A 23945-nucleotide genomic window follows, 5' to 3' on the forward strand; every position below is an offset into this window, starting at 1 on the left:
GGTTCATTCCTTTTCCGTGCGGGGCGGTGCGCCCACGGGTTCGGCGTCGGCAACTGCGGGGTCCGCAGGGCCGAGGGGCGTGGAGGGTCCGGATCCGGCCCCGGACTCCGGCTCCGCATCGAGCGCGGATCCGGTCTCCGGCGTCGGGTCGAGGGCGGCGGTGGTGCGGGGCAGCCGAGAGGAGACGGCGCCCAGGACGCGGCCCGGCAGACCGGCCAGTCCCGTTGGGGCCACGAACATCACCGTGATGATCAGCAGGCCGAACACCACTCCCGGTGCCGCCTCGCTGACGTCCTGGGAGACGCTCGGCACGTACATCACGAACGCCGCTCCCAGCAGGGGGCCGTACAGCGAGCCGAGCCCGCCGACCACCAGGCCGGCCAGCAGCGTGATGGACAGCACGAAGCTGAAGGAGTCGGGCGAGACGAAGCCGATCACCCAGGTGTACAGACACCCGGCGACACCCGCGAACATCGCGCTCCACGCGAAGGCGAGGGTCTTGTGCAGCGACAGCCGCACGCCCATGACCTCGGCGGCGCTCTCGTCGTCCCGCACGGCGAGCAGTGCCCGGCCGACCCGGGACCGCAGCAGGTTGCGGGCGAACAGCAGGGCCACCGCGGTGACGGCGAGGACGACGAAGTACATCCACTGGTCCTCGGCCAGCCCGCTCCACGCGGGCGGCCGCAGCTTGTCCACGGTCAGGCCCATGGAGCCGCCCGTCACCGGTTCGAGCCGCTTGAGCAGGGGCGGCAGGAACACCGCGAACGAGAGGGTGACCAGGGCCAGGTACAGCCCTCGCAGCCGCAGCGCGGGCACTCCGAACCCCAGGCCCAGCAGGAAGCATCCGGCGGCCGCGACCGGCAGCGTGGCCAGGTGGCCGGTGTCGTACCGGTCGAGCATGACCGCCGCCGTGTAGGACCCCGCCGCGAAGAACGCGCCGTGCCCGAGCGAGATCTGCCCGCCGAAGCCGACCAGCAGGTTCAGTCCGGCCAGCGCGACGGCGTAAAGGAGCACCATGGTCAGCTGGAACACCTGGAAGGGGGCGAAGTAGAACGGCGCGCCCACGGCGGCTGCCGCCGCGAGCAGTACGGTGAGCGCGGTCCGCAGGCGCCGGGCGCGGTCCGTGCCGAGTGTTGCGGCGATCGTGCTCATGCGCGCTCCACCGCCGCCCGTCCGAACAGGCCCTGGGGCCGCACCAGCAGCACCGCCAGAATGATCACCAGGGGGACTCCCACCTTCAGATCGGCACCGATCACGTCCACGTACGCCCCGGTCAGCGTCTCGGCGACGCCCACGAACAGGCCGCCGACGACCGCACCGACCGGGCTGTCGAAGCCCCCGAGGGTGGCCGCGGCGAACGCGTAGATCAGCACCCCGCCCATCATGTTGGGCTCCAGGAACAGCACCGGGGCGACGAGCACGCCCGACACCGCGCCGACCGTGGCGGCCAGCCCCCAGCCGAGCATCAGAACCCGGCCCACCCGAATGCCCGACAGCCGGGCGGAGGCCGGATTGCAGGCGACCGCCCGCATCACCAGGCCGATGGAGGTGTGCTGGAACAGCAGATACAGCAGGCCCATCACGACGGCCACCACGCCGATGATCCCGAGCGTCGACCAGTCCACGCGCACCCCGGCCAGGTCGAGCCCGCCGTCGGGGAACGGCTGCGGGAAGTCCTTCACGGTGAACGACCAGATCAGGCCGGCCAGCGCGTTGACGAAGATGAACAGGCCGACCGTGACGATGACGATCGTCAGCTCGGGCGCGCCCCGCACAGGGCGGATGACGATCCGCTCGACCAGCATGCCGCCGGCGAAGGACACCGCGAGGGTGACCGGCAGCGCCAGCCAGAACGGCATCCCGGACGCCACCAACTGCCAGGCGACGTAGGTCGAGAGCATGGCCAGCTCGCCCTGCGCGAAGTTGACGATCCCGGTGAACCGGTGGATCAGCACCAGGGCCAGCGCCAGGCTGGCGTACACCGCGCCGGAGCCCAGTCCTTCCACCACTTGCTGGAGGAGATCGGTCACAGCGCTCACCCGGCCTTCGCGGAGCGGACGGAGACACCGAGGTACACCTCGGCGACCTGCCCGTCCTCGCGGATCCGCGCGGCCGGTCCGGACAGCACCAGGCGGCCGGCCTCCAGTACGTGGGCCCGGTGCGCGATGTCCAGCGCGAGCTGGGCGTTCTGCTCGACGACGACCACGGTGGTGTGTTCCTCCTCGTTGACGGCACGGACGATCTCGAACAGCTCACGGGTGACCAGTGGCGCGAGCCCCAGGGACGGCTCGTCCAGGAGCAGCAGCGAGGGCCGCAGCATCAGCGCCCGGCCGATGGCGAGCATCTGCTGCTCCCCGCCGCTGAGGCTGCCGGCGGCCTGACGCGACCGCTGGCGCAGTCTGGGGAAGTAGTCGTAGATCCGTTCCAGGTCGGCCGCCACGGCCGCGCGCTCGGCACGGCCCCGCCGCCGAAGACCGGTACGCAGGTGGGCGCCGATGCGCAGGTTCTCCTCGACGGTCAGCTCGTTGAAGGTGCCCCGGCCCTCGGGTACGTGCGCCACACCGAGCCCGGCGGCCTGCTCGGGCGAGCGGTCGAGCAGTTCCGTACCGTTCAGAGTTACCGAGCCGCGGCCGCGGACCATGCCGCACAGCGCCCGTAGCGTGGTGGTCTTGCCGGCGCCGTTGGGTCCGAGGATCGCGCACACCTCGCCACGGGCGACGGAGAAGTCGAGGCCTTGGAGCACGCGGGCCTGGCCGTATCCGGCGTGCAGTCCGGAGACCTTCAGGAAGTCCGGCTCCGCGCTCGCCGCGGCCTCGGTGCGGTCGGTGGTGGGCTCGCTCATGCGGCCACCCCCAGGTACGCCTCGACGACCGCCGGGTCGCGCTGGATCTCCTCGGGCGTGCCCTCCGCGATCCTGCGGCCGAAGTCGAGGCACACGACCTTGTCGCACAGGCCCATCACGAACCCCATGTGGTGTTCGACCACCACGAGGGTGAGGCCGAAATCCTGGCGCACCGAACGGACCAGATCCGCGAATTGGCCGACCTCGCCGTGGCTGAGCCCGTTGACGGGTTCGTCGAGCAACAGCAGCCGGGGCCGTACCGCGAGTGCCCGCGCGAGTTCGACGCGTTTGAGCGTGCCGAACGGCAGCCCGGAGGCGGGGTGGTCGGCGACGTCCGCCAGGCCGAGCCGCCGTAGCAAGTCGTCCGCTTGGTCACGCAGTTCCCTCTCCTCCCGCCGGACGCGGGGCAGCCGGAGCGCCGCGGCGAGGTGTCCGGTGCGCCCCCGGCTGTGGGCGCCGACCATGACGTTCTCCCGGACCGTGAGCTGCGGGAACAGACCCAGGTTCTGGAAGGTGCGGGCGATGCCGCGCCCGGCCACGGCGTGCGGAGGGAGGGCCAGCAGGTCCTCGTCCTCGAACCGCACCTCTCCCCCATCGGGAGTGCAGCGCCTGGTGAGGCAGTTGAACAAGGTGGTCTTGCCGGCTCCGTTCGGCCCGATGAGCCCTACGGCGGTGCCCGGCTCGACGGTGAACGCGACACCGTCCAGTGCCGTGATCCCGCCGAAGCGCACGGTGATACCGTCGACCGCGAGCATGAGTGACGCCCCTTCCGACGTGCTGGGGGGTGGGCGAGCGTCACAGTAGGTGGGGACGTTCGAGCCGCACATTGGGTGTGAGCACCCAACTTCTCGGTCTCCGGACTGTGCGCCGCGCACAGGTGCCGGGAGATGTCTCACACCGAGCCTGTTGACGGCGCACGAGGCTGACGGCGACGATCGGCGTCATGCCTCGCGGTCCCGCCCTGGGCACCCCCCAGCTCTCCGAACCGCTCCGCCGGGAGCGGCGGCGGATCCTGCACGCCGTCCACGACCGGGTCGAGGAGGTGGCGGAGACCGCCGTCGAGGTGATGCGCGCGGAGATCCCGTCGTACGCACTACAGGACGATCGGTTCTTCGACGAGGTACGGGAGCAGGTGCTCGAGCACTACCGGATGCAGTTGGCGGCGCTCGCGGGCGACCGCGACATCGCTGCCGAAGACCTGGTTTTCAGCCGGGCGGCAGCCATGCGCCGGGCACGCGCGGGGTTCGCCCTCGAGGACTGGATCAGTGCCTTCCGGGTCGGCCGGCAGGTGATGTGGGACGCGCTGCTGGAGTGTGCGGGCACGTCCGCCGAGGCCCAGCAGGCCGCACTGTCCCTCGTCACCCCGCTGATGCGGTACGTCGACTACGCCAGCACCCATGCCGCGCAGGCATACGTCGAGTACCAGCAGCATGTGGTCGCGGATGCGGACCGCGAGCGGCGGGATCTCCTGGATCAGCTGCTGGCAGGCGTGGCACCGGCGCGCGGTCCGCTGTTCGCCGCGGCCCAGGCGTACGGCATCGGACCGAGCTCGCCGATGATGGCGGTCGTGGCAGTCTGCGTCGGCGACACGCGCGCGGGCGACCCCACCTCGGCCGAGAACGGGTATGCCACCAGCGCGTCGATCAGCGTCGCCGGGCCCTGGGCCGGCCGGACCCTGGTCGTCGTGCGCCACGGCGAGGTGGTGGCCGTGCCCGTGCTCCGGGCCGGCATGGACGCGGACGACATATGCGCCCACTTCGAGGCCGTGCAGGAGCGACTCGCCCGGAAGGGCACCATGCTCTGCATGGGCATCAGCACGGTCGCCCACGGCGCGTCCGAACTGCCGCGCGCGTACGAGGAGGCGCGGGGCGCCCTCGACCTGGTGCCCAGCGGGGGCGGGGTGGCGGCGCTGCCGCGGCTGTCCCCGTTCGACTACCTGGCGCTGCGCGCCGACGACCTCGCCCGCCAGCTGGTCGATCCCCGGGTGCGGGTGCTGCTGGAGGAGGACCGCAGACGTGGCGACACGCTGGCGGCCACCATACGGGCCTTCGCGGAGGCGGACCTCAATCTGCGGCTGGCCGCCGACCGGTTGCGGGTGCACCACAACACGGCGCACTACCGGTTGCGCCGGATCGAGGAACGCACCGGCCGCAATCCGCGCCGGATCGCCGACCTCCTGGAACTACTGGTCGCCCTCGCCATCCGCGACGGCGCCGGGGAAGGCGAGGACTGCCAGTGAGCGGGATCGTGCCGGAGTGGCATGACGGGCAGGGACGTACGGTCCGGCGTGCGCTGCTGGACGCCGCCCTCGAGGTGTTCACCGAGCGCGGTTACACCGACGCCGGTCTCACCGAGATCGCGGTGCGCTCCGGCGTCCCGGTGGGCAGTCTCTTCCAGCACTACGGCGGAAAGCGCGGGCTCTACCTCGCTTTGTGGGAGGAGTTCCGGGAGGAGCAGGAGCGCCGGACCGCGGCCACGCTGACCGCCGAGCGCAGCCGTGGCGTGGACGACCCCATCGCCCTCTTCGTGGCGGGAGCCAGGGCGTATCTGGGGGGCGCCTGGGACAACCGGAGGCTCGCCAGACTGGTCGCGGAGGACGACGGCCCGGCCGGATTCGACGCGCTGCGCCGCCAGTGGGACCGCGCGTGGGTGCGGCGCAACGCCCGGCTGTTGGAGGTGGACGAGCGGCGACGCGCCGGCCGGGTCCGGGTGAGCGTACTGACCACCGTCATCGGAGGGGCTGCGCGCGAGCTGGGCGACTGCGGGGACGAGGCGGAGGCCCGGGAGATCGTGGACGAGGTGTGCGGCATCCTGATCCATCTGTCGGCACCGCCCGGCTGACCTCGCCCCACGCTGTCGGTATGCCATCGCAGGCCATTGGTGAGATGTGGATCAGGTCGTAGCGGGGCGGCACGACCACTCCCCCCTCGTCCGCACCGAGCCGCGCAAGCAGCCGCTGCTCACGCAGGGAACCGGCCAGCTTGTAGCACCCTGGCACCGTCCCTTCGACGGGCGGCCTGAGACCGAGATTCGACGGGGCATCGAGGAGAACGAGACGACGGCTCATCGGCCCATGGTGACAAGGTGGTCGGTCGCGGTATGTCCTTCGCGGACACGTCCTCGCCGTTGACCGTGAAGGCCGTCTCGATCAGACCGCCCGGCGGCCTGATGGACGTCGATGTCGTCATGGCTTCGCCACCACCGACCATCAGACACTGATGATCTACCACGCCGAGCCGGACAGCTCCACGGCCAAAGCACTCACCCTTCTGGCCACGGCGACCGAATAGCGGGGCCGGCTCCCAGCCGGGTGTCCGGATCCGTTCGGCGGAACAGGCAGCGAACGGGCACACATCGGTCGGCGAGCGGGCAGCAGCCTCCCACGCCGTGGGGCACTCCGCCGCGTCATCCAGGGGCTCCCCACTCCGGAAATCGGGCACATTCGGTCATGAACTGCTCTACGGCGAACCTGTTCAGCAGGGGCAATCGCCTTGTAGAAATTTGGCCACCGGGGCCCCGACGGGTCGGGCTCCGTGAATGAGCCGGCGCAGGCACAACGCGCAGAGCCGTGAAACGGAGGTGTCGCCGTGGACGCCGAGGAGCGAAGACGTGGAATCTTGGAAACAACACGTCGTTTTGGAAGTGTGGACGTCGGAAAGCTCGCCGCCGGCCTCGGGGTCTCCAAGGAGACCGTGAGGCGCGATCTGAACCTGCTGGAGGAGCACGGGCTGGTCCGGCGTACCCACGGCGGCGCCCATCCCGTGGAGAGCGCGGGCTTCGAGACCACGCTCGCCTTCCGCACCACCATGCACGTCCCCGAGAAGTCCCGGATCGCGGCCGCCGCGGCCACACTGCTCGGGGACGCCGAGACCGTCTTCATCGACGAGGGCTACACCCCGCAGCTCATCGCCGCCGCCCTGCCCCGCGACCGGCCACTGACCGTGGTCACCTCCTCGCTTGCCACCGCAGGTGACCTGGCTTCCGCCCAGAACATCACCGTGCTGCTGCTCGGCGGCCGGGTGCGTGGCGGGACGCTGGCCACGATCGGCCACTGGGCGACCCGCATGCTGTCCGGCTTCGTCATCGACCTGGCGTACGTCGGCGCGAACGGCATCTCCCGCGAGTACGGACTCACCACGCCGGATCCCGCCGTCAGCGAGGTCAAGGCCCAGGTGCTCAGGGCCGCCAGACGCCGGGTGTTCTCCGGGGTCCATACGAAGTTCGGTGCCGTGAGTTTCTGCCGGTTCGCGGACGTCACAGAGTTCGAGGCGATCGTCACCGACGCCGGACTGCCCGCCTCCGAGGCACACCGCTACTCGCTGCTGGGCCCCGAAGTCATCCGCGTCTGAGCCGCAGTTCATTCCATATCCCGCCACCCCGCACGTCCGGGGCCTGGTTCCCCACGCCTCGAAACACCCACTGGAGTCAGTCATGCGCACACGAAGAATGACCCATGTCCTCGTCACGGCCACGGCCGCGGGCTCACTGCTGGTCGGCTGTAGCGGGGCCGGCGGCTCCGGCAGCTCCGGCAGCGGCAAGAGCATCAACGTGCTGATGGTCGGCAACCCGCAGATGGAGGACATCGCGAAGCTCACGAAGGACACCTTCACCAAGGACACCGGCATCAAGGTGAACTTCACGATCCTTCCCGAGAACGAGCTGCGCGACAAAGTCACCCAGGACATCGCCACCCAGGCCGGCCAGTACGACGTCGCCACCATCGGCGCCTACGAGGTGCCCATCTGGCAGAAGAACGGCTGGCTGCACGAACTCGGCTCCTACGCCGACAAGGACGCAACCTTCGACAAGGCCGACCTGCTCAAGCCGATGGTCACATCCCTGTCAGGCTCCGACGGCAACCTCTACGCCCTGCCGTTCTACGGCGAGTCGTCCTTCCTCATGTACAACAAGGACGTCATGAAGGCGAAGGGCATCACGGTGCCCGAGCACCCGACCTGGCAGCAGATCGCCGGCATCGCGGCCAAGGCCGACGGCGCCGAGCCCGGCATGCGAGGCATCTGCCTGCGCGGTCTGGCCGGCTGGGGCGAGCTCGGGGCGCCGCTGACGTCCGTGGTCAACACCTTCGGCGGCACCTGGTTCACCAAGGACTGGAAGGCTCAGGTCAACAGCCCGGCGTTCAAGAAGGCGACCAATTTCTACGTCAACCTGGTCAAGCAGCACGGTGAGGCGGGAGCGGCGCAGTCCGGCTTCACCGAGTGCCTGAACGCCATGAGCCAGAAGAAGGTCGCCATGTGGTACGACGCGACCAGCGCCGCCGGATCACTGGAAGACTCCGCCTCCAGCAAGATCGCCGGCCATGTCGGCTACGCCTACGCGCCGACCGTCGAGACCAAGAGCAGCGGCTGGCTGTGGAGTTGGGCCTGGGCCATGCCCAAGACCACGAAGAAGGCCGACGCCGCCTCGAAGTTCATGCTGTGGGCCTCCAGCAAGAAGTACGAGAAGTTGGTGGGCGAGAAGCTCGGCTGGGCGCGCGTCCCGGCCGGCAAGCGGACCAGCACGTACGACATCCCGCAGTACCAGAAGGCCGCCGGATCGTTCGGTGACATCACCCTGAAGTCGATCGAGGGCGCCGACCCGGCCAACCCGGGCGTCCAGCCCAGGCCGACCGTGGGCATCCAGTACGTGGCCATCCCCGAGTTCCAGGACCTGGGGACCAAGGTCACCCAGGAGATCTCCGCCGCCATAGCCGGCAAGACCAGCGTGGACAAGGCGCTGAACGACGGCCAGAAGCTCGCCGAGGACGTCGCCAAGAACTACCAGTGACCCGCACGAACCGCCCGGCCGGCCCTCCCCCCGGCCGGGCACCCCTCCCCCACCCCGGCCGTCACCGGCAGAGGAATCACCATGACCGCGCTCACCGCTCCTCCCAAGACAGCACCACCGCCCAGCCGCCCGCGCACATCCGCCGGCGTCAGCAAGTGGCGGCGCCGCGTGCCGCTGCTGCCGGCGCTGATCTTCACGATCATCGTCACGCAGCTGCCCTTCGTGGCCACGCTCGTCATCTCCACCTTCCAGTGGAACATCCTCAAGCCGGGCGACCGGCACTTCATCGGCCTGTCCAACTTCACGTTCGTCTTCACCGACGAGCGGCTGCGTACAGCGGTGCTCAACACCGTCGTACTGACCGCGTCGGTGGTGCTCATCAGCGTGGTCCTCGGCCTCGGTCTCGCGATGCTGCTCGACCGCCGGTTCATCGGCCGCGGTCTGGCCCGGACGATGCTCATAGCGCCGTTCCTCGTCATGCCGGTCGCCGCGGCGCTGCTGTGGAAGCACGCCATCTACAACCCCGACTACGGCCTGCTCAACGGCACCCTCAACGCCGTGTACCGGCTCTTCGGAGCCGCCAACGGACCCACGATCGACTGGGTGTCCTCCTATCCCATGCCCGCCGTCGTGGTCTCGCTGGTCTGGCAGTGGACCCCCTTCATGATGCTGATCCTCCTGGCCGGTCTACAGGCGCAGCCCGGTGACGTCCTGGAGGCGGCCCGCGTCGACGGGGCGTCCGCCATGGCGACCTTCCGCCACATCACCCTGCCGCACCTGCGCCAGTACATCGAGCTGGGCATCCTGCTCGGCACGATCTACGTCGTGCAGACCTTCGACGCGGTCTACACCATTACCCAGGGCGGCCCCGGCTCCCAGACGACCAACCTGCCCTACGAGATCTACCTGACCATGTTCCGCAAGTACGAGTACGGCCAGGCGGCCGCCGCCGGGGTGGTCGTCGTGCTCGGCTCGATCGTGATCGCGACCTTCGCGCTGCGCACCATCGCGTCGCTGTTCCGCGAGGAGGTGTCCCGATGACTCAAGCAGCCGTCACCACGCCGGGCGCGAGGCTGAAGAACCTCATCCGCCGCCGCGACGACCACGGCGGTGCGCCGAAGCTGTCGCCGATGTGGACCTTCGTCGCCTGGCTCGCCACGCTGGCGTTCTTCGCGCCGGTGGCGTGGATGGTGCTCACCTCCTTCCACCAGGAGGCGGACGCGGCGACCAACCCGCCGACCCCCTTCGCTCCCCTCACCTTCGACCAGTACAAACTGCTGTTCAGCCGGGACATCACCCCGTTCCTCCTCAACTCGGCCATGGCCAGTGTCATTTCGACGTTGCTGGTGCTCGCCCTGGCGGTGCCGACGGCCTACGCGCTGTCCATCAAGCCGGTCGAGAAGTGGACCGACGTGATGTTCTTCTTCCTGTCCACCAAGTTCCTGCCGGCCATCGCGGCCCTGCTGCCCGTGTACCTGATCGTCAAGGACGCCGGGATGCTGGACAACGTGTGGACGCTGATCGTCCTGTACACCGCCATGAACCTCCCGATCGCGGTGTGGATGATGCGCTCGTTCCTCGCCGAGGTTCCCAAGGAGATCCTGGAGGCCGCCGAGGTCGACGGCGCGGGCCTGCTCACCGTGCTGTGGCGGATCGTCGCGCCGGTCGCCATGCCGGGACTCGCCGCCACCTCGCTGATCTGCTTCATCTTCAGCTGGAACGAGTTCATGTTCGCCGTCAACCTGACCGCGACCAACGCGTCGACCGCGCCGGTCTTCCTCGTCGGCTTCATCACCAGCGAGGGCTTGTTCCTCGCCCGGCTGTGTGCCGCCGCCACATTGGTCTCCCTGCCGGTCCTCATCGCCGGTTTCGCCGCCCAGGACAAACTGGTCCGCGGCCTGTCCCTAGGAGCAGTCAAGTGAAAGCCGCTGTCATCGAAGCCCCCGGCAAGGTCACCGTCAGCACGGTGCCCGACCCCACTCCCGGGCCGCGCGAGGTCGTGGTCCAGGTGGCGGCCTGCGGGCTGTGCGGGACCGATCTGCACATCCTTCAGGGCGAGTTCGCACCGACCCTGCCGGTCGTGCCGGGCCACGAGTTCGCCGGGGAGGTCGTCGGCCTCGGTCGCGAGGTCACCGAACTCGCGATCGGCGACCGGGTCGCCGTGGACCCGTCGCTGTACTGCAACGAGTGCCGCTACTGCCGGGCCGGACGCAACAACCTCTGCGACCGGTGGCAGGCGATCGGGGTGACCGTCGCGGGTGGCGCCGCCGAGTACGCCGTGGCGCCCGTCGCCAACTGTGTGCGGCTGCCGGACCATGTGGACGTCCAGGACGCGGCGCTGATCGAACCGCTGTCCTGCGCCGTGCGCGGCTACGACGTCCTCAACACCAGGCTCGGGTCCCATGTGCTGATCTACGGCAGCGGGACGATGGGCCTGATGATGCTGGAGCTGGCCAAGCGCACCGGTGCCGCTTCGGTGGATGTCGTCGACGTCAACCCGGAACGGCTGGCGACGGCTGAGAAGCTGGGCTGCTCCCAGGCGGCGCTCTCGGCCGACGAGTTGGGGCGGCCGGCCGGCTGGGACGTGGTCGTCGACGCGACCGGCAACGCCGCGGCCATCCAGGACGGCCTGGAGCGGGTTGCCAAGGCGGGCACGTTTTTGCAGTTCGGTGTCTCCGACTACGCGACGACGGCCACCATTTCGCCGTACCGCATCTACAACCAAGAGATCACGATCACCGGCTCCATGGCAGTGCTGCACAGCTACGAGCGCGCGGCGGAACTGTTCGCGACCGGGGTACTCGATCCGCAGGTGTTCATCAGCCACCGGCTGCCGCTGGCGGAGTACCCCCAGGCACTGGACCGGTTCGCCGCCGGCCAGGGACGCAAGATCGTCGTGCTGCCCTGACCTTCGGTCTACTCGGCCTCGAGTTGGTGGTCGGCCCAGACGTAGCTTTCGGGCAGCAAGTCGGTGATTTGGACGGTTCGGATGCGTTCGTCTTGACCGACGATGACCTTGAGGGCGGGAAAGTAGTCGAGGAGGACTTGACGGCACCGGCCGCATGGGGGCACCACCCCTCGGTCGCGGTCGCCCACGGCGACGATCGTGTCCAGGTCGTAGGCGCCCTGGGCGGCTGCCGCGCCGATGAGGACCAGCTCGGCGCAGGGTCCTCCGGTGAAATGGTAGGCGTTCACCGCGGTGACGATCCGGCCGTCCCGGGCGCGGGCCGCGGCTGCCATGGTGTGGTTGTCGCCCCGGCATCGAGTGCGCGCGACGTGTGCTGCGGCCTGGATGAGTTCGTGGTCGACATGCTGGGTCTGCGTGGTCATCTTCTCCGCCTTCGTCAGGGGTCGGACGACCTTGACCCGCGTGACATTGATGTGCAAGCGAATATCGGGTTCAGCCATGTGTTGGTCGACGTGTCGGCGAGTCGCTCCGGCGGGTCGGCTGCCGCCCCTCGCGGGGTACGGCCGCCATCCCGGACGGCGCCGAACTGCGCATCACCAAGCTGAGCCTGGCCCTCAGGCCCAGGCTGCCGCAGCATCGCGTCGATGATCGCCCGCTGTTCCCTGCTCATGCACGCTCCCCACCGTAAATAGCTGCCGGTACACTATATGCCATGGAATATAAGTCGACCGGTGGCGCTGCCGACCTCACGGGCCTCTTCGACGACCTCGTCCGCTGTGAGACACGTCTGTACAACGCCCTCAACGAACGGCTCCGGGAGCGGCACGGCATCGTCACCTCGCAGTTCGAGTTCCTGCGCCACCTGCGTGACCACCCCGCGTCCCGGGTGGCGGACCTCGCTGCCGAGTTCGCCATCGGAATCGGAGCGACCAGCAAAGGCATCGACCGTCTGGAAAGGCAGGGATGGCTCATCCGGCAACCGAACCCATCGGACCGCCGGTCATCACTGCTGGCCTTGACCGACGACGGTCTGCAACTGACCAACGCGGCGGAGGACACCTTCACCGAACGGCTGGCCGAGTTGGTCGGAGGCACTCTCGACGAGTCCGCGTTGGCGACCGTCGCGCAGGCCCTCACGCAGCTCCGTTCCCTACTGGAACGCGACCAGATCGGCATGCCCACAGGCTGACGCCCGTGGACCGGACGCCGGCCGGCAAGTTGTGGGTGCAGCCGATGGCCGCCTCGTCAGGACCGGGTCGTGTGACGGAGATTGCGGAAGAAGGCCCGGATGTCACCGATGAGCAGGTCGGGCGCCTCCATCGCGGCGAAGTGGCCTCCGCGATCGAACTCCGTCCAGCGGACGATGTTGTTGGTGCGTTCGGCGATGTGGCGCAGGACGATGAAGTTCTCCTGCGGGAAGGAGGCGAAAGCGGTGGGGGCCGTCGAGGGCTCGGGCGGCTGCCCCCAGTGGGGGGCGTGGGCACGCTCGTAGTAGATGCGCCCGGAGGAACCGGCGGTCCCGGTAAGCCAGTACAGCATCACGTTGGTCAGGAGATGGTCGCGATCGACGGCATCCTCGGGCCGGTCGGAGGAATCGGTCCACTCCTTGAACTTCTCGGCGATCCACGCAAGCTGGCCGATCGGGGAGTCGGTGAGCGCGTAGGCGAGGGTCTGCGGACGCGTGGACTGGAGGTCGGCATATCCCTGCTTCTCGCGGCTCCACGCCTGCATCCGCTCCCAGGAGGCCCAGGTGCGCTCCTGTTCCGCGGGGCTGAGGGCGGCGAGTTCCTCCTCGGTCGGCTCGGCCGTCGCCCCGGCGCCGGGAATCATGTTCAGGTGGACGCCGATGACCTGGCCAGGGCGGATACGGCCCAGTTCGCGGGAGATGGCTGATCCCCAGTCGCCGCCCTGGGTCCCGTAACGGTCGTATCCCAAGCGGCGCATCAACTCGGCGAAGGCGGCCGCGACACGGTGGTACTCCCAGCCCGACTCACGGGTGGGCCCGGAGAACCCGAAGCCGGGGATGCTCGGAAGAACCAGGTGGAAGGCGTCGGCGGGATCGGCGCCATGCGCCCGCGGGTCGGTGAGAGGTCCGGCGATCCGCTCGAACTCGACGATGGATCCGGGCCAGCCGTGCGTGATGATCAGGGGCGTGGCATCCGGTTCAGGTGAACGGACGTGCGCGAAGTGGATATCCGCGCTGTCGATCGTGGTCATGAACTGCGGCCACTGGTTCAGGCGGTTCTCCGCCGCTCGCCAGTCGTACTCGTGCCGCCAGTAGTGCGCGAGCTCCCGCAGGTAGTCACGTGGAACGCCGTAGGCCCAGCCGACGTTCGGCAGTTCGTCCGGCCAGCGGGTGCGGTCAAGACGGTCCCGCAGGTCGTCCAGATCGCTGTCCGGGATCGACACGCGAAATGGCCGGATCGCCTCGATCGGTGATGTCGTCATTCGGCACAGCCTAGGTTCCCTGTGCGATTCTAGATCGGCAATTTTGCGTGGCGAGACGTGGCGTTCGCCGGAGATTCCTGTCGGCGGGCGCGCTGTCGGCCACCGCGTCGCCTGTCGTCGACGCATGCGGTCAGTGCGGTGACGCGAGGAACCCGTCGACGACACGGCGCACCTTCGAGGCCACGTCGGAGTCGCCGAGACGCAAGGCCGTGTTGGCGGCCATGAGCACCGCGTCGATCTGGAAGGCCGTGAGGTTTGGGTCCAGTTCGGCGATCTCTCCCCCGTCCACGGCGTGGCGCAGCTCGCCGGCGAGCAGAGCGAGCCATTTGCGGCGGTGGAGCAGCAGGGCGTCACGGACCATGCCGGGCCGACTGTCGAACTCCGGGAGGCTGGCCGCCCAGAAGCAGCCGCCGGCGAACAGCGGTGTCTCGGCGTAGGAGATCCACCGTTCCGTCAGCGCGCGGAGCCGCGCGGCGCCCGGTTCCGCGGCCTGCGCGGGGCGCACGACCGCTTCGGTGAACTCCGTGCGCGCCGACTCCGCGACCGCGAGCTGCAAGTTCTCCTTGGTCTTGAACAGCGTCTGGACGCCGCTCTTGCTCAGTTCCAGGTCAGCGGCCAGGCGGCCGATGCTGAGCCCGTCCAGCCCCTCGAGCGACGCGACATCCACACCGTGCCGCGCGATCCTGCGCCGGGCCCGGACCCCCCGGAGGATGCGCTGATCCGACACGGACTCGTCCGCCGCTTCCACTGCGGCCGGGACCGCTTGTGGACCCCGGCGCCCTGACTGCTCGTTCATCGGCTCCATCCTGTCATACGCGCCCACCCAAAACATACGACCGATCGTACGTTCAGTTCAAGCACTCGGGGAAGCGTGTTCATGGACAAACAGCACATGTTCGAGCTGGCTCACGCGCTCACTGCGGCGAAGAGCCGGCAGGACGTACCCGCCGCCCTGCGGCCCTCACCTTCGAAGACGGCCTCAGCGCAGGCGAACGGTTCCACTTCGACCCGGCGGCGCCGTGCGCCCGATCAGGCGTCCCGACGGCCACGGTCGGACGCAGACTGTCCCCCGCGCTCGTCTTCGAGACCGGGGCCGAGCCTTACGCGCGGCTCGACGGCACGGTCTGCGTAAACCCCACCGCAACAACCTATTGACATGACATTTTCCTGGCGGCATCGTTCTCGCTTTAGAGCACGCTTTTAAAGCGCTCTAAGTCTCACCACTGTCTCCATCCCGGGGTCTCTGGAGCTCAAGGAATAGGAACACTCATGACTGTGCGCGTAGGAGTGATCGGGGCCGGCTGGATCGGTCAGGAACACATCCGCCGGCTGACGGAGACCGTGACCGGCGCCCAGGTGACCGCGGTCACCGACATCGACGCCGCTCGCGCCGCGGAGGCGGCCGCCCAGGCAGGCGCCCGAGTGCTGTCAGACGGAGCCGAGTTGATCGCGGCGGACGACGTGGACGCCGTGCTCGTCACCTCATGGGGCCCCACCCACGCCGAGCACGTGCTGAACGCCATCGCGGCAGGGAAGCCGGTGTTCTGCGAGAAGCCCCTCGCGACGACCGCGGAGGACTGTCTGCGCATCGTCGACGCCGAGCGCGCCCACGGCCGCCGTCTCGTCCAGGTCGGTTTCATGCGCCGCTACGACCCCGGCTACCGCCAGATGAAGCAGGTCATCGACTCCGGCCGGATCGGTGAGCCGCTGGTGGTGCACTGCGCCCACCGCAACCCGACCGTGCCCGAGTCGTACCACACCGACATGGCCGCGCTCGACTCGGCGGTGCACGAGATCGACGTCCTCCGCTGGCTCCTCGACGACGAGATCGTGTCCGCCCAGGTGGTTCTGCCGCGCTCCACGAGCCGTCGGTATCCGCACCTGAAGGACCCCCAGGTCATGCTCTTCGAGACCGCGAAGGGCATCCGCATCGATCTCGAGGTCTTCGTCAACTGCCAGTACGGCTACGACATCCAGTGCGAGACCGTCGGTGAGGAGGGCCTCGTCCGGCTGCCCGACCCCGCCGCGGTCGGCGTGCGCACCGCCGGGCAGCACAGCACGGCGGTCCTCACGGACTGGGTGGGCCGCTTCGTGGACGCCTTCGACACCGAGTTCCGCGAATGGATCGCGAACATCGCGGCGGGCGGGGAGCCCACGGGCCCGTCCGCCTGGGACGGCTACGCCGCGACCGTCATCTCCAACGCCACGGTCGAGGCACGGCAGTCGGGCCGCATCGTGGCGACGGACATGAAGCCCCGGCCCGCCTTCTACGGCGGCACCGCGTGAAGGCCGACTGACAAGAAGGACACCGCTCGGCCGTCCGCTCCTGGAAGCGGACGGCCGATGCTTTTTCACCCGTCGAGGTGGTCGGAACGAGTTGGTGTCCCGCACGCCGAGAGCCGCCCCGGGCTGGTGCCCTGGGCGGCTCTCGGCGTGGGAGGCCGCGGGACGATCAGGCGTCGGCCTGGAGCTGGGTGAGTTCGGCTTCGAGGTCGGCCATGGCTTCGCCGCCGGCCATGAGGTCGGTGATCTCTTCCCGGGTGCGTTCGCCCTTGCGGAAGTCGTCCGCCTTCTGGCCGCGGATGAGGACCGCGAAGTGGTCACCGACCATCATGGCGTGCCGGACGTTGTGGGTGACGAGGATGACCGCCACGCCCTTGGCCCGCGCCTGCATGATGATCCGCAGCACGTGGGAGGCCTCCTTGACCCCGAGCGCGGCAGTCGGTTCGTCGAGGATGAGGACGTTGGCCCCGAAGTACACGGCCCGCGCGATCGCCAGGGCCTGGCGTTCACCGCCGGACAGGCTGCCGACCAGGCGGTTGCCGTCGGTGACCCGCGTGATCCCCAGCGACTGCATCTCGCGTACGGCGATCTCACCGGCCAGCTTCTTGTCGAACAGCTTGAACGGACCGAAACCCCTGGTGGGCTCGGCACCGACGAAGAAACAGCGGCCCACGCCCATCAGGGGGAACGTCCCGCCGAACTGGTGCACCGTGGCGATGCCCTCGGCACTGGCGTCGCGGGGACTGTCGAACGTGACCGGCTGGCCGTTGACCTCGATGGTGCCGGTGGTGGGCTTGTGGAACCCGGAGAGGATCTTGATGAGGGTGGACTTGCCGGCGCCGTTGTCGCCGAGCAGGCACAGCACCTTCCCGGCCTCCACCTCAAGCGAGATGTCCTGCAACGCATGGGTACCCAGGAAAGACTTGCTGACATCGGTCAGACGGAGCAGAGGGGTGGTCATGGTCAGGCCTTCTTCGCGGTGCGGGGCTTGTAGGACAGGGCCAGACGGCGGAAGGTGTTGTTCATCAGCACCGCGGTCAGGATCAGGACGCCGAGGATCAGACTGGCCCAGTCGGAGTTCCAACCGGTGTAGTAGATGCCCTGGTTGACGATCGCGAACGTCAGCGTCCCCAGCACCACACCGAAGACCGAACCGTAACCGCCCGTGAGCAGAACACCGCCGATGACCACCGCGATGATGGAGTTGAAGACGAACGACTGGCCGTTGGCCACCTGCGCACCGTTGTAGAGGATCGTCTGGATCACCCCGACCAGAGCGGCACCGAAGCCGCTGGCCATGTACAGAGCGATCTTGACGCGGTTGACCGGGATGCCGGTGGCGCGGGCGCTCTCCTTGTCACCGCCGATCGCGAAGATCCAGTTGCCGTACTTCATCGCCTGAAGCATCACCGCGACCAGCACCGCCAGACCGATCCACCAGAAGATCGCGACCTCGAACTGGCCGCCGATCAACTGCCCGAACAGCGACTTCGACAGCGGATCGGGACTGATGGGAACACTCGTGGTGCCGGTCGTGACACGGGAGAGACCCAGGGTGAGACCGGCCATGCCGGACAGCGTGGCCAGCGTGACGATCAGGGAATGGACGTTGGTCCGGGTGACGATGATCCCGTTCAGGAGACCCGTGAGCAGACCCAGGCCGAGCGCGCACACGATACCGACGATCATCGGGGCGCCCCAGTACCCGGAGACGATGGCCAGCGTCATCGAACTGCCCGCGAGCACCGAGCCCACGGACACGTCCAGTTCACCGGCGATCATCAACAGCCCCACCGGGATGGCGATGATGCCGAGCTCGGCGGCGATGTTCAGCCAGCTCGCCGCGCCCGAGGGAGCGAGGAACTTCTCCCCGCCGAAGATCGCGAAGAAGACGAAGACACTGATCGTTCCGATGAGCGCACCGGCCTCGGGACGGTGCCACAGCTGACTCAGCCGGCTCTCGGACTGCTTCGGCGGGACGACGGCGGGCTTCGTCCCGGCCGTCATGTCGGGAAGTGAGGTTGTCATCGGAATGGTGTCACCTTCGTGGATCCGGATGTGCTGCGAGGCAGGACTGAGGGAGGGGGTGCCGGGCCCGGGCCGGACCCGGCACCGTCGGGTGGGTCAGCGGACGCCGGCCTTGGCGCCGGCGAGCGCCGCGTCGACGTTGTCCTTGGTGACCAGGAGAGGTCCGGTCAGCAGCGGGTTCTGCGGCGGGAGCACGCCGTAGGACAGGTACTGGTTGGCGACCGAGACGACGTAGAAGCCCTGAAGGTAGGGCTGCTGGTCGATGGCGAACAGCTGGTTGCCGGCCTTGATCCGGTCGAGCTGGCTCTGCGAGAGGTCGAAGGTCCCCAGCTTGACCTTGCTTCCGACACCTGCCTGCTTGATCGCGGCGGCGGCGCTGTCCGCGTCCCCGACGCCGATCGTCACCACGGCGTCGATGCTGCTGTCCTTCAGCAGCGCGCCCTTGATCGCCTGCGTGACGGCGGACGGGTTGCCGAAGTTGGAGGACGGCAGTGGGAGTTGCTTGGACGAGGAGCCCTTGCTCGTGGCGCCGTCCTTGATGCCCTTGCAGCGGGCCTCCTGGTTGGCGGAGCCGGGCACGGTGTTGACGCACAGGATGTGCTTGGCGCCCTCTTCGGCGAACTTGACGCCGCCGGCCTTGCCCGCCTCGTAGTCGTCGGAGCCGATGTACTTGACGGCGCCGACCTTCTTGGCCGCCTCGACGCCACCGGAGTTGTAGATGAACACCGTGATGCCCTTGGCGATGGCCTGCTTGATCGCGGAGTCCTGGTTCCCGGGCACCCAGTCCGGCACCAGGATCGCCGACGGGTTCTGCGATATGGCCGTCTGCGTCAGCTTCGCGACGTCGGGGCCGAGGTTGTCGTAGTTCGCCGGGCCGAGGTAGGTGACCTTGCCGCCACCCGCCTTCACCAGCTTTGTCGCGTCCTCGACACCACGCTTGACCGCGGAGAAGAACGGGTCGTCCGACTTGCCGCCGATGACGATGATGGAGTTCTTGCCGTTGCTCTTGGTGGCGGCCGCTCCGCCCCCGGCCGGCGCCGTGGACTGCCCCCCGTCGCCGCCTGAGGACTTGCCGCTGGCACACCCGGTCAGCGCGGTGGCCGCCATGGCGAGCAGGCTCACCACGGTCAGGCCTCTTCTGGAGAGACGACGACCGGAAAGCCGCCGGGTTTGCGTGCGTTCCATGTGCTGGGGTGCTCCTTCGTGTGATGCCAGGCGGGGCGCAATCAGGGCCTGGCCTGTCTCGAGGTGTGGTGGTGTATGCGAAGCGGGCCGCACGAATGCGCAAGTGTCGGCGATGAGCGGAACGGCTCGTCGCGGGGGTGTTGGGGCGCCGATCACCGCAACGCCGGACACTGAGTGGTGCTTAAGGTTCCACGATCCTTTAAATCGCTTTAAGCGGTGGCCAGAGCATGCTTCTGTTTCGGAAAGGTGTCAAGACTCTGCTCACAAATGGAAACGCTGCCGTTATCCCGTCCGCGAAAAGCTGTATCGGCCACGCATTTAGCGCCCGCGCGGCCGCACCTCGCGACCGGTGAGGCACCACGCACACCTCACGCAGAGTGGTTCGACGGGATCAGCGCGGCCGCGCCGTGGTCCCGCGAACGACGAGGGAGGGGGCGAGGACGATCTCGCGGGGCACGGTGCGGCCCCGATCGAGGCGTTCGACAGCGACCAGGACGGCCTGACGGGCCTGCTCCTCGGCGTTCTGGCTCACCGTGGTCAGATCGAAGCAGGTCAGCCGGGACAGGGTGTCGTCGTCATAGCCTGCGACGGAGACGGCACCGGGGACATCGACCCCTGCCCGCTGGAAGGCGGTGAGCAGGCCGACGGCGCTGCGGTCATTGAACGTCACGACGGCAGTCGGCAGATCGCCGTCGCCAAGGAGATGCCGGCCGGCCTTGTCCCCGGCCTCCTCGGTGAGGTCCCCGTGGAGGATCCTGATCTGCGCGTCGAGACCATGGCGGCGCATGGCGCCCCGGTATCCGCGGCGACGGTCGGTCGCGATGACACCCTTGCCACCGTCGACGTAGACGATCGCACGGTGACCGAGACCCACCAGGTGGTCGACGATCTGACCGACTCCGGCGTCGTCAGCGCTGCGTACGACGTCGAGACCGGCTCCGGTGATCCGGCGACCCACCGAGATGACCGGCGCCTTGCGGTCGAGTTCGGCGAGGGCGGAGGCGGGGGCCACCGGGCCGATGAGGATCAGCGCCTCACACCGGAAGGCCAGGAGCGTCTCGATGGCCGCGTTCTCGTCGCGGGTCCGGGTCTGGGTGCTCAGGACGAGGTCGTAGCCGATCTCCTCGGCAGCCGTGTGCAGATGCTCGACCAACTCGGCCTGGAAGGCACTGTGGACGTCGATCATGACGCCGAGCAGCCGGCTGCGCCTGCTGGCCAGGGCGCTGGCGGTACGGTCGGGACGGTAGCCGAGGTCGGCGGCCGCCTTCAGCACGCGCTGCCTGGTGCGTTCACTGGGACCGGGCGCATTGCGCAGTACCAGCGACACCGACGCCGTGGACAGGCCGACGCGCGCGGCGACGTCCTCCAGCCGGGGACGCGGAATCGCACCGTTGGTGCCCACAGGGGCAACGGAGCCGAACTCGTCCACACGACCTCCCGTGGATTTGCGGCAACACTCTTGACATCTGTCTGTGACGCCGCCGATAGTACCAGCACTTAAAGCGTTTTAAAGAAAGTCACGGACGACTGAGTCGGGGACGGAACCGGAACCGGAACCCATGACGCTCGGTCCAACGCCCCCTAGTCACGGTGCAGCGGCGCGCCGGAGAGGAATCACCATGAGCACAAGGCCGATCGGGGTGGCGGTCATCGGAGCCGGAATGGCCGGCCGAGCCCACCTCAACGGCTACCGGCAGGCCGCGACACTCTACGGCGCCGGACTGCCCGAGGTGCGCCTGGTCGCCGTCGCCGACGCTCACGAGCCTTTCGCCCGCGAGGCCGCCCGCCGCTACGGCTACGAGCGGGCGGAAACCGACTGGCAGGCGATCGTCGAAGCCGATGACATCGACGCGGTCAGCGTCGTGGTCGCCAACCACCTGCACCGCGAGATCGTCGAGGCCCTGCTGGCGGCGGGCAAGCACGTACTGTGCGAGAAGCCGCTCGCGCCGAGCGTGGCCGACGCCCAGGCCATGGTGACGGCAGCCGAGGGGACCGGCCTGGTGGCGGCCACCGGCTTCACCTTCCGCCGCTCCCCCGCCATCAACGCCATTCGGCAGCAGGTGCTCGAAGGCTCACTCGGGCCGGTCCAGCACTTCAACGGGCACTACTGGTGCGACTACGGGCACAACCCGGATGCTCCCATGAGCTGGCGTTACCGGGGCGGCCTCGGTTCGGGGGCGCTGTCGGACATAGGCAGCCATCTCATCGATCTCGGCGAGTACTTCTGCGGGCCGGTGCAGAGCGTGCAGGGGGCCGTGCTGTCCATCCAGGTGCAGGAGCGGCCCGTGCCGTTGGGCACGGCGGTCGGGCACTCAGCTGATGTACAGGTGAGCCAGCAGCGTGAAACCGTCGAGAACGAGGACAACGCCACCTTCACCGCGACGTTCGCCTCCGGCGCCATCGGCACCTTCTCCGTCTCACGCATCGCCCGCGGTCTGGCCAACTCCCTCGGCTTCGAGGCCTTCACGAAGGGAGGCGCGGCGACCTTCGAACTGTCGCGGCCGGCGGAGTTCACCATCGCGGACTCGGCGGCCTCCGAGCCTGTGGACGGCTACCGACGGGTGGTGGTCGGCCCCCGCCACCCCTACATCGCCGGAGGCCTGCCGATGGACTTCCCCAGCGTCGGCCATGGCCAGCACGAGTTCTTCGTCTGGCAGGCCCGGGCCTTCCTGGAGCAGATCGCGGGCCTGGACCGGCAGCCGCCCTGCCCCACCCTCGCCGACGGGCTGCACAACCTGCGCGTCATCGACGCGATCGTCGCCTCCGCCGACGCCGGCGGCAAAGCCGTCACCATCCAGTGACCCGACCCGGCTCTCCCCACCCCGACGCCGAAAAGAAGGACTGAGGAAACACAAGATGAAGCTGGGGCTCTACAACGCCATCCTGCACGACCGGCCGCTGCCGGAGGCGATCAAGGTCATCGCCGATCTGGGCCTGACGGGCATCGAGATCAACACCGGAGGCTTCCTGCCGGCCGTGCACGTGCCGACGTTCGATGACATCCTCGTCAGCGACACCGCAAGGGACGACTTCCTCGGCCTCTTCGAGGGCACCGGCGTCTCCATCGCCGGCCTCAACGCCAACGGCAACCCGCTGCACCCGAACGCCGCCATCGGCGAGAAGCACGCCGAGGACATCCGCCGCTCCATCCGCCTCGCCGAGCGGCTCGGACAGCACCGCCTCGTGACCATGTCCGGCCTGCCCGGCGGTGAACCGGGCGCGTCCCGCCCGAACTGGATCGTCAACGCGTGGAACTCCGCGGCGCTGGACGTGCTGGATCACCAATGGAAGATCGTCGCGGACTTCTGGCGCGAGACCGACCGGCTCGCCCGTGACCACGACGTCAAGGTCGCCCTGGAGCTGCACCCGCAGAACGTCGTGTTCAACTCCGCCGACGTGCACAAGCTCATCGACCTCACCGGCGCCACCCACGTGGGCGTCGAACTGGACGCCTCCCACCTGTTCTGGCAGCAGATGGACCCCGTCACGGTCGTCCGCCACCTCGGCCAGCTCGTCTTCCACGCCGCCGCCAAGGACGTCCGTGTCAACGCCGAGCACGCCGCCCTCAACGGGGTGCTCGACAACAGCTTCCGGCGCCTCTCCCCCGACGAGCCGCGCACCAACCTCGGCGGCGACGAGTGGGCCAACGAGTGGCCCAAGAACTCCGCGTGGGACTTCGTCGCCCTCGGCAAGGGGCACGACGTCGCCTACTGGACCGAGTTCCTGCGCGCCCTCCATGAAGTCGACCCGGACATGCTGGTCAACATCGAGCACGAGGACACCGAACTCGGTCCGGTCGAGGGCGTCGCCGTGGCAGCCGAAGTACTCAAGGCAGCCGACGCGGCCCTCCAGGAGTCGCTACGGCCATGATCGCCTGGGTCACCTGTCCCTACCAGGGGTGGATCGCCTTCGTCACGGAAGCCGGCACCGGCATCGGCCGGGCGACCGCACATGCGTTCCTCGAGCGGGGAGCGTGCGTGGCGGTCCTCGGCCACCGTCCTGGGCCACTGAGAGAGGCCGTGGCGTGCATCGTCTCCGAGCGCGTGCAGGTGGCCGGCGCCGGCGTGACGGACTCCGACGCGCTCAAGGGCGCGGTGGCCACGATCATCCAAGCCCAACAACGACACGAGCATCGGCTCACCGCGAAGCTCCCCCGACCGCCCCACTCCGGGAACAGGGGCAACTACGGCGGTCCCTCGCGTCCCAGAGCCGATGACACCACCAAGGAGCACGCAACGTGAAGATCGCTCTCGACCCGTACATGATCCGCCACACTCCCCTCCTCGAACTGCCCTCCATCGTGGCCGAGTTGGGCTACGAGTGGATCGAGCTGTCCCCCCGGGACGACTTCATCCCGTTCTTCCGCCACCCCCGCGTGGACGACGCGACGGTCCGCAAGTTCCGCAAGGCCCTCGACGCGGCGGGCGTCGGCATCTCCTCACTGCTGCCCCTGTTCCGCTGGTCCGG

Annotated in this window: 23 protein-coding genes and 2 pseudogenes; 13 read left to right on the top strand and 12 right to left on the bottom strand. The window is 68.8% G+C overall.

All coding sequences use genetic code 11. The features are described 5' to 3' along the window. Positions 1 to 3 precede the first annotated feature (3 nt). From ACWGJM_RS35990 to ACWGJM_RS36005, 4 genes are read right to left on the bottom strand one after another with little or no spacing between them, the layout of a single operon-like run. Positions 4 to 1152 carry a branched-chain amino acid ABC transporter permease gene (locus ACWGJM_RS35990; RefSeq protein WP_453415970.1) on the bottom strand — a complete coding sequence of 383 codons (1149 nt, stop codon included), beginning with the start codon at positions 1150 to 1152 and terminating at the stop codon, positions 4 to 6. Further along, positions 1149 to 2039, bottom strand: a complete 891-nt coding sequence (locus ACWGJM_RS35995; RefSeq protein ID WP_453415971.1) for a branched-chain amino acid ABC transporter permease — start codon at positions 2037 to 2039, stop codon at positions 1149 to 1151. The genes ACWGJM_RS35990 and ACWGJM_RS35995 overlap by 4 nt, the downstream gene beginning before the upstream one ends. After that, positions 2036 to 2842 (bottom strand): ABC transporter ATP-binding protein, encoded by an 807-nt coding sequence (locus ACWGJM_RS36000; protein ID WP_453415972.1) that lies wholly within the window; start codon positions 2840 to 2842, stop codon positions 2036 to 2038. Before ACWGJM_RS36000 ends, ACWGJM_RS35995 begins: the two co-directional genes overlap by 4 nt. Next, positions 2839 to 3597, bottom strand: a complete 759-nt coding sequence (locus tag ACWGJM_RS36005) for an ABC transporter ATP-binding protein (RefSeq protein ID WP_453415973.1) — start codon at positions 3595 to 3597, stop codon at positions 2839 to 2841. Before ACWGJM_RS36005 ends, ACWGJM_RS36000 begins: the two co-directional genes overlap by 4 nt. Positions 3598 to 3785: 188 nt before the next feature. Here ACWGJM_RS36005 and ACWGJM_RS36010 point away from each other — a divergent pair, with 188 nt between their 5' ends. After that, on the top strand, positions 3786 to 5081 hold the full coding sequence (locus ACWGJM_RS36010) for a PucR family transcriptional regulator (protein WP_453415974.1): 1296 nt from the start codon (positions 3786 to 3788) through the stop codon (positions 5079 to 5081). Continuing rightward, positions 5078 to 5683: a TetR/AcrR family transcriptional regulator gene (locus ACWGJM_RS36015; protein WP_453415975.1), complete on the top strand. Its 606-nt coding sequence runs from the start codon at positions 5078 to 5080 to the stop codon at positions 5681 to 5683. The genes ACWGJM_RS36010 and ACWGJM_RS36015 overlap by 4 nt, the downstream gene beginning before the upstream one ends. A 52-nt stretch (positions 5684 to 5735) precedes the next feature. On the opposite strand, the pseudogene ACWGJM_RS36020 reads toward ACWGJM_RS36015, so the two are convergent. Continuing rightward, a pseudogene (locus ACWGJM_RS36020) lies at positions 5736 to 5909 on the bottom strand (arginase family protein); the annotation flags it as partial. Between the two features lie 520 nt (positions 5910 to 6429). Between ACWGJM_RS36020 and ACWGJM_RS36025 the strand changes: the two are divergent. The 5 genes from ACWGJM_RS36025 to ACWGJM_RS36045 all read left to right on the top strand — a co-directional run bounded on the left by ACWGJM_RS36025 (position 6430) and on the right by ACWGJM_RS36045 (position 11534). Next, positions 6430 to 7191, top strand: coding sequence for a DeoR/GlpR family DNA-binding transcription regulator (locus ACWGJM_RS36025; RefSeq protein ID WP_453415976.1), 762 nt, complete (start codon positions 6430 to 6432; stop codon positions 7189 to 7191). 82 nt (positions 7192 to 7273) lie between these two features. Beyond that, positions 7274 to 8626 (top strand): ABC transporter substrate-binding protein, encoded by a 1353-nt coding sequence (locus tag ACWGJM_RS36030; RefSeq protein WP_453415977.1) that lies wholly within the window; start codon positions 7274 to 7276, stop codon positions 8624 to 8626. A gap of 81 nt (positions 8627 to 8707) precedes the next feature. Beyond that, positions 8708 to 9667: a carbohydrate ABC transporter permease gene (locus tag ACWGJM_RS36035; protein WP_453415978.1), complete on the top strand. Its 960-nt coding sequence runs from the start codon at positions 8708 to 8710 to the stop codon at positions 9665 to 9667. An 89-nt stretch (positions 9668 to 9756) separates the two neighbouring features. Further along, on the top strand, positions 9757 to 10548 hold the full coding sequence (locus ACWGJM_RS36040) for a carbohydrate ABC transporter permease (RefSeq protein WP_453415995.1): 792 nt from the start codon (positions 9757 to 9759) through the stop codon (positions 10546 to 10548). Further along, a complete protein-coding gene (locus ACWGJM_RS36045) occupies positions 10545 to 11534 on the top strand; it encodes a zinc-dependent alcohol dehydrogenase family protein (RefSeq protein WP_453415979.1) in 990 nt (329 codons plus the stop codon). The genes ACWGJM_RS36040 and ACWGJM_RS36045 overlap by 4 nt, the downstream gene beginning before the upstream one ends. An 8-nt stretch (positions 11535 to 11542) precedes the next feature. Here ACWGJM_RS36045 and ACWGJM_RS36050 read toward each other — a convergent pair whose 3' ends face one another. Continuing rightward, positions 11543 to 11956 carry a cytidine deaminase family protein gene (locus ACWGJM_RS36050; protein ID WP_453415980.1) on the bottom strand — a complete coding sequence of 138 codons (414 nt, stop codon included), beginning with the start codon at positions 11954 to 11956 and terminating at the stop codon, positions 11543 to 11545. A gap of 290 nt (positions 11957 to 12246) precedes the next feature. Here ACWGJM_RS36050 and ACWGJM_RS36055 point away from each other — a divergent pair, with 290 nt between their 5' ends. Continuing rightward, complete coding sequence (locus tag ACWGJM_RS36055) at positions 12247 to 12723, top strand: MarR family winged helix-turn-helix transcriptional regulator (protein ID WP_453415981.1); 477 nt, start codon at positions 12247 to 12249, stop codon at positions 12721 to 12723. 56 nt (positions 12724 to 12779) lie between these two features. Here the strand turns inward: ACWGJM_RS36055 and ACWGJM_RS36060 are convergent, their stop codons facing one another. Both ACWGJM_RS36060 and ACWGJM_RS36065 read right to left on the bottom strand, forming a co-directional pair. Next, on the bottom strand, positions 12780 to 13982 hold the full coding sequence (locus ACWGJM_RS36060) for an epoxide hydrolase family protein (protein ID WP_453415982.1): 1203 nt from the start codon (positions 13980 to 13982) through the stop codon (positions 12780 to 12782). Positions 13983 to 14112: 130 nt separating this feature from the next. Beyond that, positions 14113 to 14778: a TetR/AcrR family transcriptional regulator gene (locus ACWGJM_RS36065; RefSeq protein WP_453415983.1), complete on the bottom strand. Its 666-nt coding sequence runs from the start codon at positions 14776 to 14778 to the stop codon at positions 14113 to 14115. Between the two features lie 473 nt (positions 14779 to 15251). On the opposite strand from ACWGJM_RS36065, the gene ACWGJM_RS36070 reads away from it, so the two are divergent. Next, positions 15252 to 16268 carry a Gfo/Idh/MocA family protein gene (locus tag ACWGJM_RS36070; protein WP_453415984.1) on the top strand — a complete coding sequence of 339 codons (1017 nt, stop codon included), beginning with the start codon at positions 15252 to 15254 and terminating at the stop codon, positions 16266 to 16268. Between the two features lie 166 nt (positions 16269 to 16434). On the opposite strand, the gene ACWGJM_RS36075 is transcribed toward ACWGJM_RS36070, so the two are convergent. From ACWGJM_RS36075 to ACWGJM_RS36090, 4 genes are all read right to left on the bottom strand, one after another. Next, entirely contained in the window at positions 16435 to 17226 is a 792-nt protein-coding gene (locus tag ACWGJM_RS36075; protein ID WP_453415985.1) for an ATP-binding cassette domain-containing protein, read from the bottom strand. A 2-nt stretch (positions 17227 to 17228) separates the two neighbouring features. Continuing rightward, positions 17229 to 18293 (bottom strand): ABC transporter permease, encoded by a 1065-nt coding sequence (locus ACWGJM_RS36080; RefSeq protein ID WP_453415986.1) that lies wholly within the window; start codon positions 18291 to 18293, stop codon positions 17229 to 17231. A gap of 96 nt (positions 18294 to 18389) precedes the next feature. Then, positions 18390 to 19478 (bottom strand): sugar ABC transporter substrate-binding protein, encoded by a 1089-nt coding sequence (locus ACWGJM_RS36085; RefSeq protein WP_453415987.1) that lies wholly within the window; start codon positions 19476 to 19478, stop codon positions 18390 to 18392. 391 nt (positions 19479 to 19869) lie between these two features. Further along, the gene (locus ACWGJM_RS36090; protein ID WP_453415988.1) at positions 19870 to 20907 is read right to left on the bottom strand and encodes a LacI family DNA-binding transcriptional regulator; all 1038 of its coding nucleotides are present in this window, start codon (positions 20905 to 20907) and stop codon (positions 19870 to 19872) included. Between the two features lie 190 nt (positions 20908 to 21097). On the opposite strand from ACWGJM_RS36090, the gene ACWGJM_RS36095 reads away from it, so the two are divergent. From ACWGJM_RS36095 to ACWGJM_RS36110, 4 genes and pseudogenes are all read left to right on the top strand, one after another. Then, on the top strand, positions 21098 to 22279 hold the full coding sequence (locus tag ACWGJM_RS36095; RefSeq protein WP_453415989.1) for a Gfo/Idh/MocA family protein: 1182 nt from the start codon (positions 21098 to 21100) through the stop codon (positions 22277 to 22279). Positions 22280 to 22334: 55 nt separating this feature from the next. Further along, positions 22335 to 23348: a sugar phosphate isomerase/epimerase family protein gene (locus tag ACWGJM_RS36100; RefSeq protein ID WP_453415990.1), complete on the top strand. Its 1014-nt coding sequence runs from the start codon at positions 22335 to 22337 to the stop codon at positions 23346 to 23348. Next, a complete protein-coding gene (locus ACWGJM_RS36105; RefSeq protein WP_453415991.1) occupies positions 23345 to 23719 on the top strand; it encodes an SDR family NAD(P)-dependent oxidoreductase in 375 nt (124 codons plus the stop codon). The genes ACWGJM_RS36100 and ACWGJM_RS36105 overlap by 4 nt, the downstream gene beginning before the upstream one ends. Further along, positions 23716 to 23945 (top strand): annotated as a pseudogene (locus ACWGJM_RS36110) (sugar phosphate isomerase/epimerase); the annotation flags it as partial. The gene ACWGJM_RS36105 and the pseudogene ACWGJM_RS36110, both read left to right, overlap by 4 nt.

Source organism: Streptomyces sp. NPDC054834, assembly GCF_053611185.1.

What these genes read in the sequence shown, in the direction of transcription:
- ACWGJM_RS36100 (WP_453415990.1), top strand. Translation starts at nt 22,335, where the DNA reads ATGAAGCTGGGGCTCTACAACGCCATCCTGCACGACCGGCCGCTGCCG.
- ACWGJM_RS36105 (WP_453415991.1), top strand. Translation starts at nt 23,345, where the DNA reads ATGATCGCCTGGGTCACCTGTCCCTACCAGGGGTGGATCGCCTTCGTC.
- ACWGJM_RS36070 (WP_453415984.1), top strand. Translation starts at nt 15,252, where the DNA reads ATGACTGTGCGCGTAGGAGTGATCGGGGCCGGCTGGATCGGTCAGGAA.
- ACWGJM_RS35990 (WP_453415970.1), bottom strand. Translation starts at nt 1,152, where the DNA reads ATGAGCACGATCGCCGCAACACTCGGCACGGACCGCGCCCGGCGCCTG.
- ACWGJM_RS36000 (WP_453415972.1), bottom strand. Translation starts at nt 2,842, where the DNA reads ATGAGCGAGCCCACCACCGACCGCACCGAGGCCGCGGCGAGCGCGGAG.
- ACWGJM_RS36075 (WP_453415985.1), bottom strand. Translation starts at nt 17,226, where the DNA reads ATGACCACCCCTCTGCTCCGTCTGACCGATGTCAGCAAGTCTTTCCTG.
- ACWGJM_RS36040 (WP_453415995.1), top strand. Translation starts at nt 9,757, where the DNA reads ATGTGGACCTTCGTCGCCTGGCTCGCCACGCTGGCGTTCTTCGCGCCG.
- ACWGJM_RS36035 (WP_453415978.1), top strand. Translation starts at nt 8,708, where the DNA reads ATGACCGCGCTCACCGCTCCTCCCAAGACAGCACCACCGCCCAGCCGC.
- ACWGJM_RS36050 (WP_453415980.1), bottom strand. Translation starts at nt 11,956, where the DNA reads ATGACCACGCAGACCCAGCATGTCGACCACGAACTCATCCAGGCCGCA.
- ACWGJM_RS36010 (WP_453415974.1), top strand. Translation starts at nt 3,786, where the DNA reads ATGCCTCGCGGTCCCGCCCTGGGCACCCCCCAGCTCTCCGAACCGCTC.
- ACWGJM_RS36030 (WP_453415977.1), top strand. Translation starts at nt 7,274, where the DNA reads ATGCGCACACGAAGAATGACCCATGTCCTCGTCACGGCCACGGCCGCG.
- ACWGJM_RS36005 (WP_453415973.1), bottom strand. Translation starts at nt 3,597, where the DNA reads ATGCTCGCGGTCGACGGTATCACCGTGCGCTTCGGCGGGATCACGGCA.
- ACWGJM_RS36065 (WP_453415983.1), bottom strand. Translation starts at nt 14,778, where the DNA reads ATGAACGAGCAGTCAGGGCGCCGGGGTCCACAAGCGGTCCCGGCCGCA.
- ACWGJM_RS36060 (WP_453415982.1), bottom strand. Translation starts at nt 13,982, where the DNA reads ATGACGACATCACCGATCGAGGCGATCCGGCCATTTCGCGTGTCGATC.
- ACWGJM_RS36095 (WP_453415989.1), top strand. Translation starts at nt 21,098, where the DNA reads ATGAGCACAAGGCCGATCGGGGTGGCGGTCATCGGAGCCGGAATGGCC.
- ACWGJM_RS36055 (WP_453415981.1), top strand. Translation starts at nt 12,247, where the DNA reads ATGGAATATAAGTCGACCGGTGGCGCTGCCGACCTCACGGGCCTCTTC.
- ACWGJM_RS36080 (WP_453415986.1), bottom strand. Translation starts at nt 18,293, where the DNA reads ATGACAACCTCACTTCCCGACATGACGGCCGGGACGAAGCCCGCCGTC.
- ACWGJM_RS36085 (WP_453415987.1), bottom strand. Translation starts at nt 19,478, where the DNA reads ATGGAACGCACGCAAACCCGGCGGCTTTCCGGTCGTCGTCTCTCCAGA.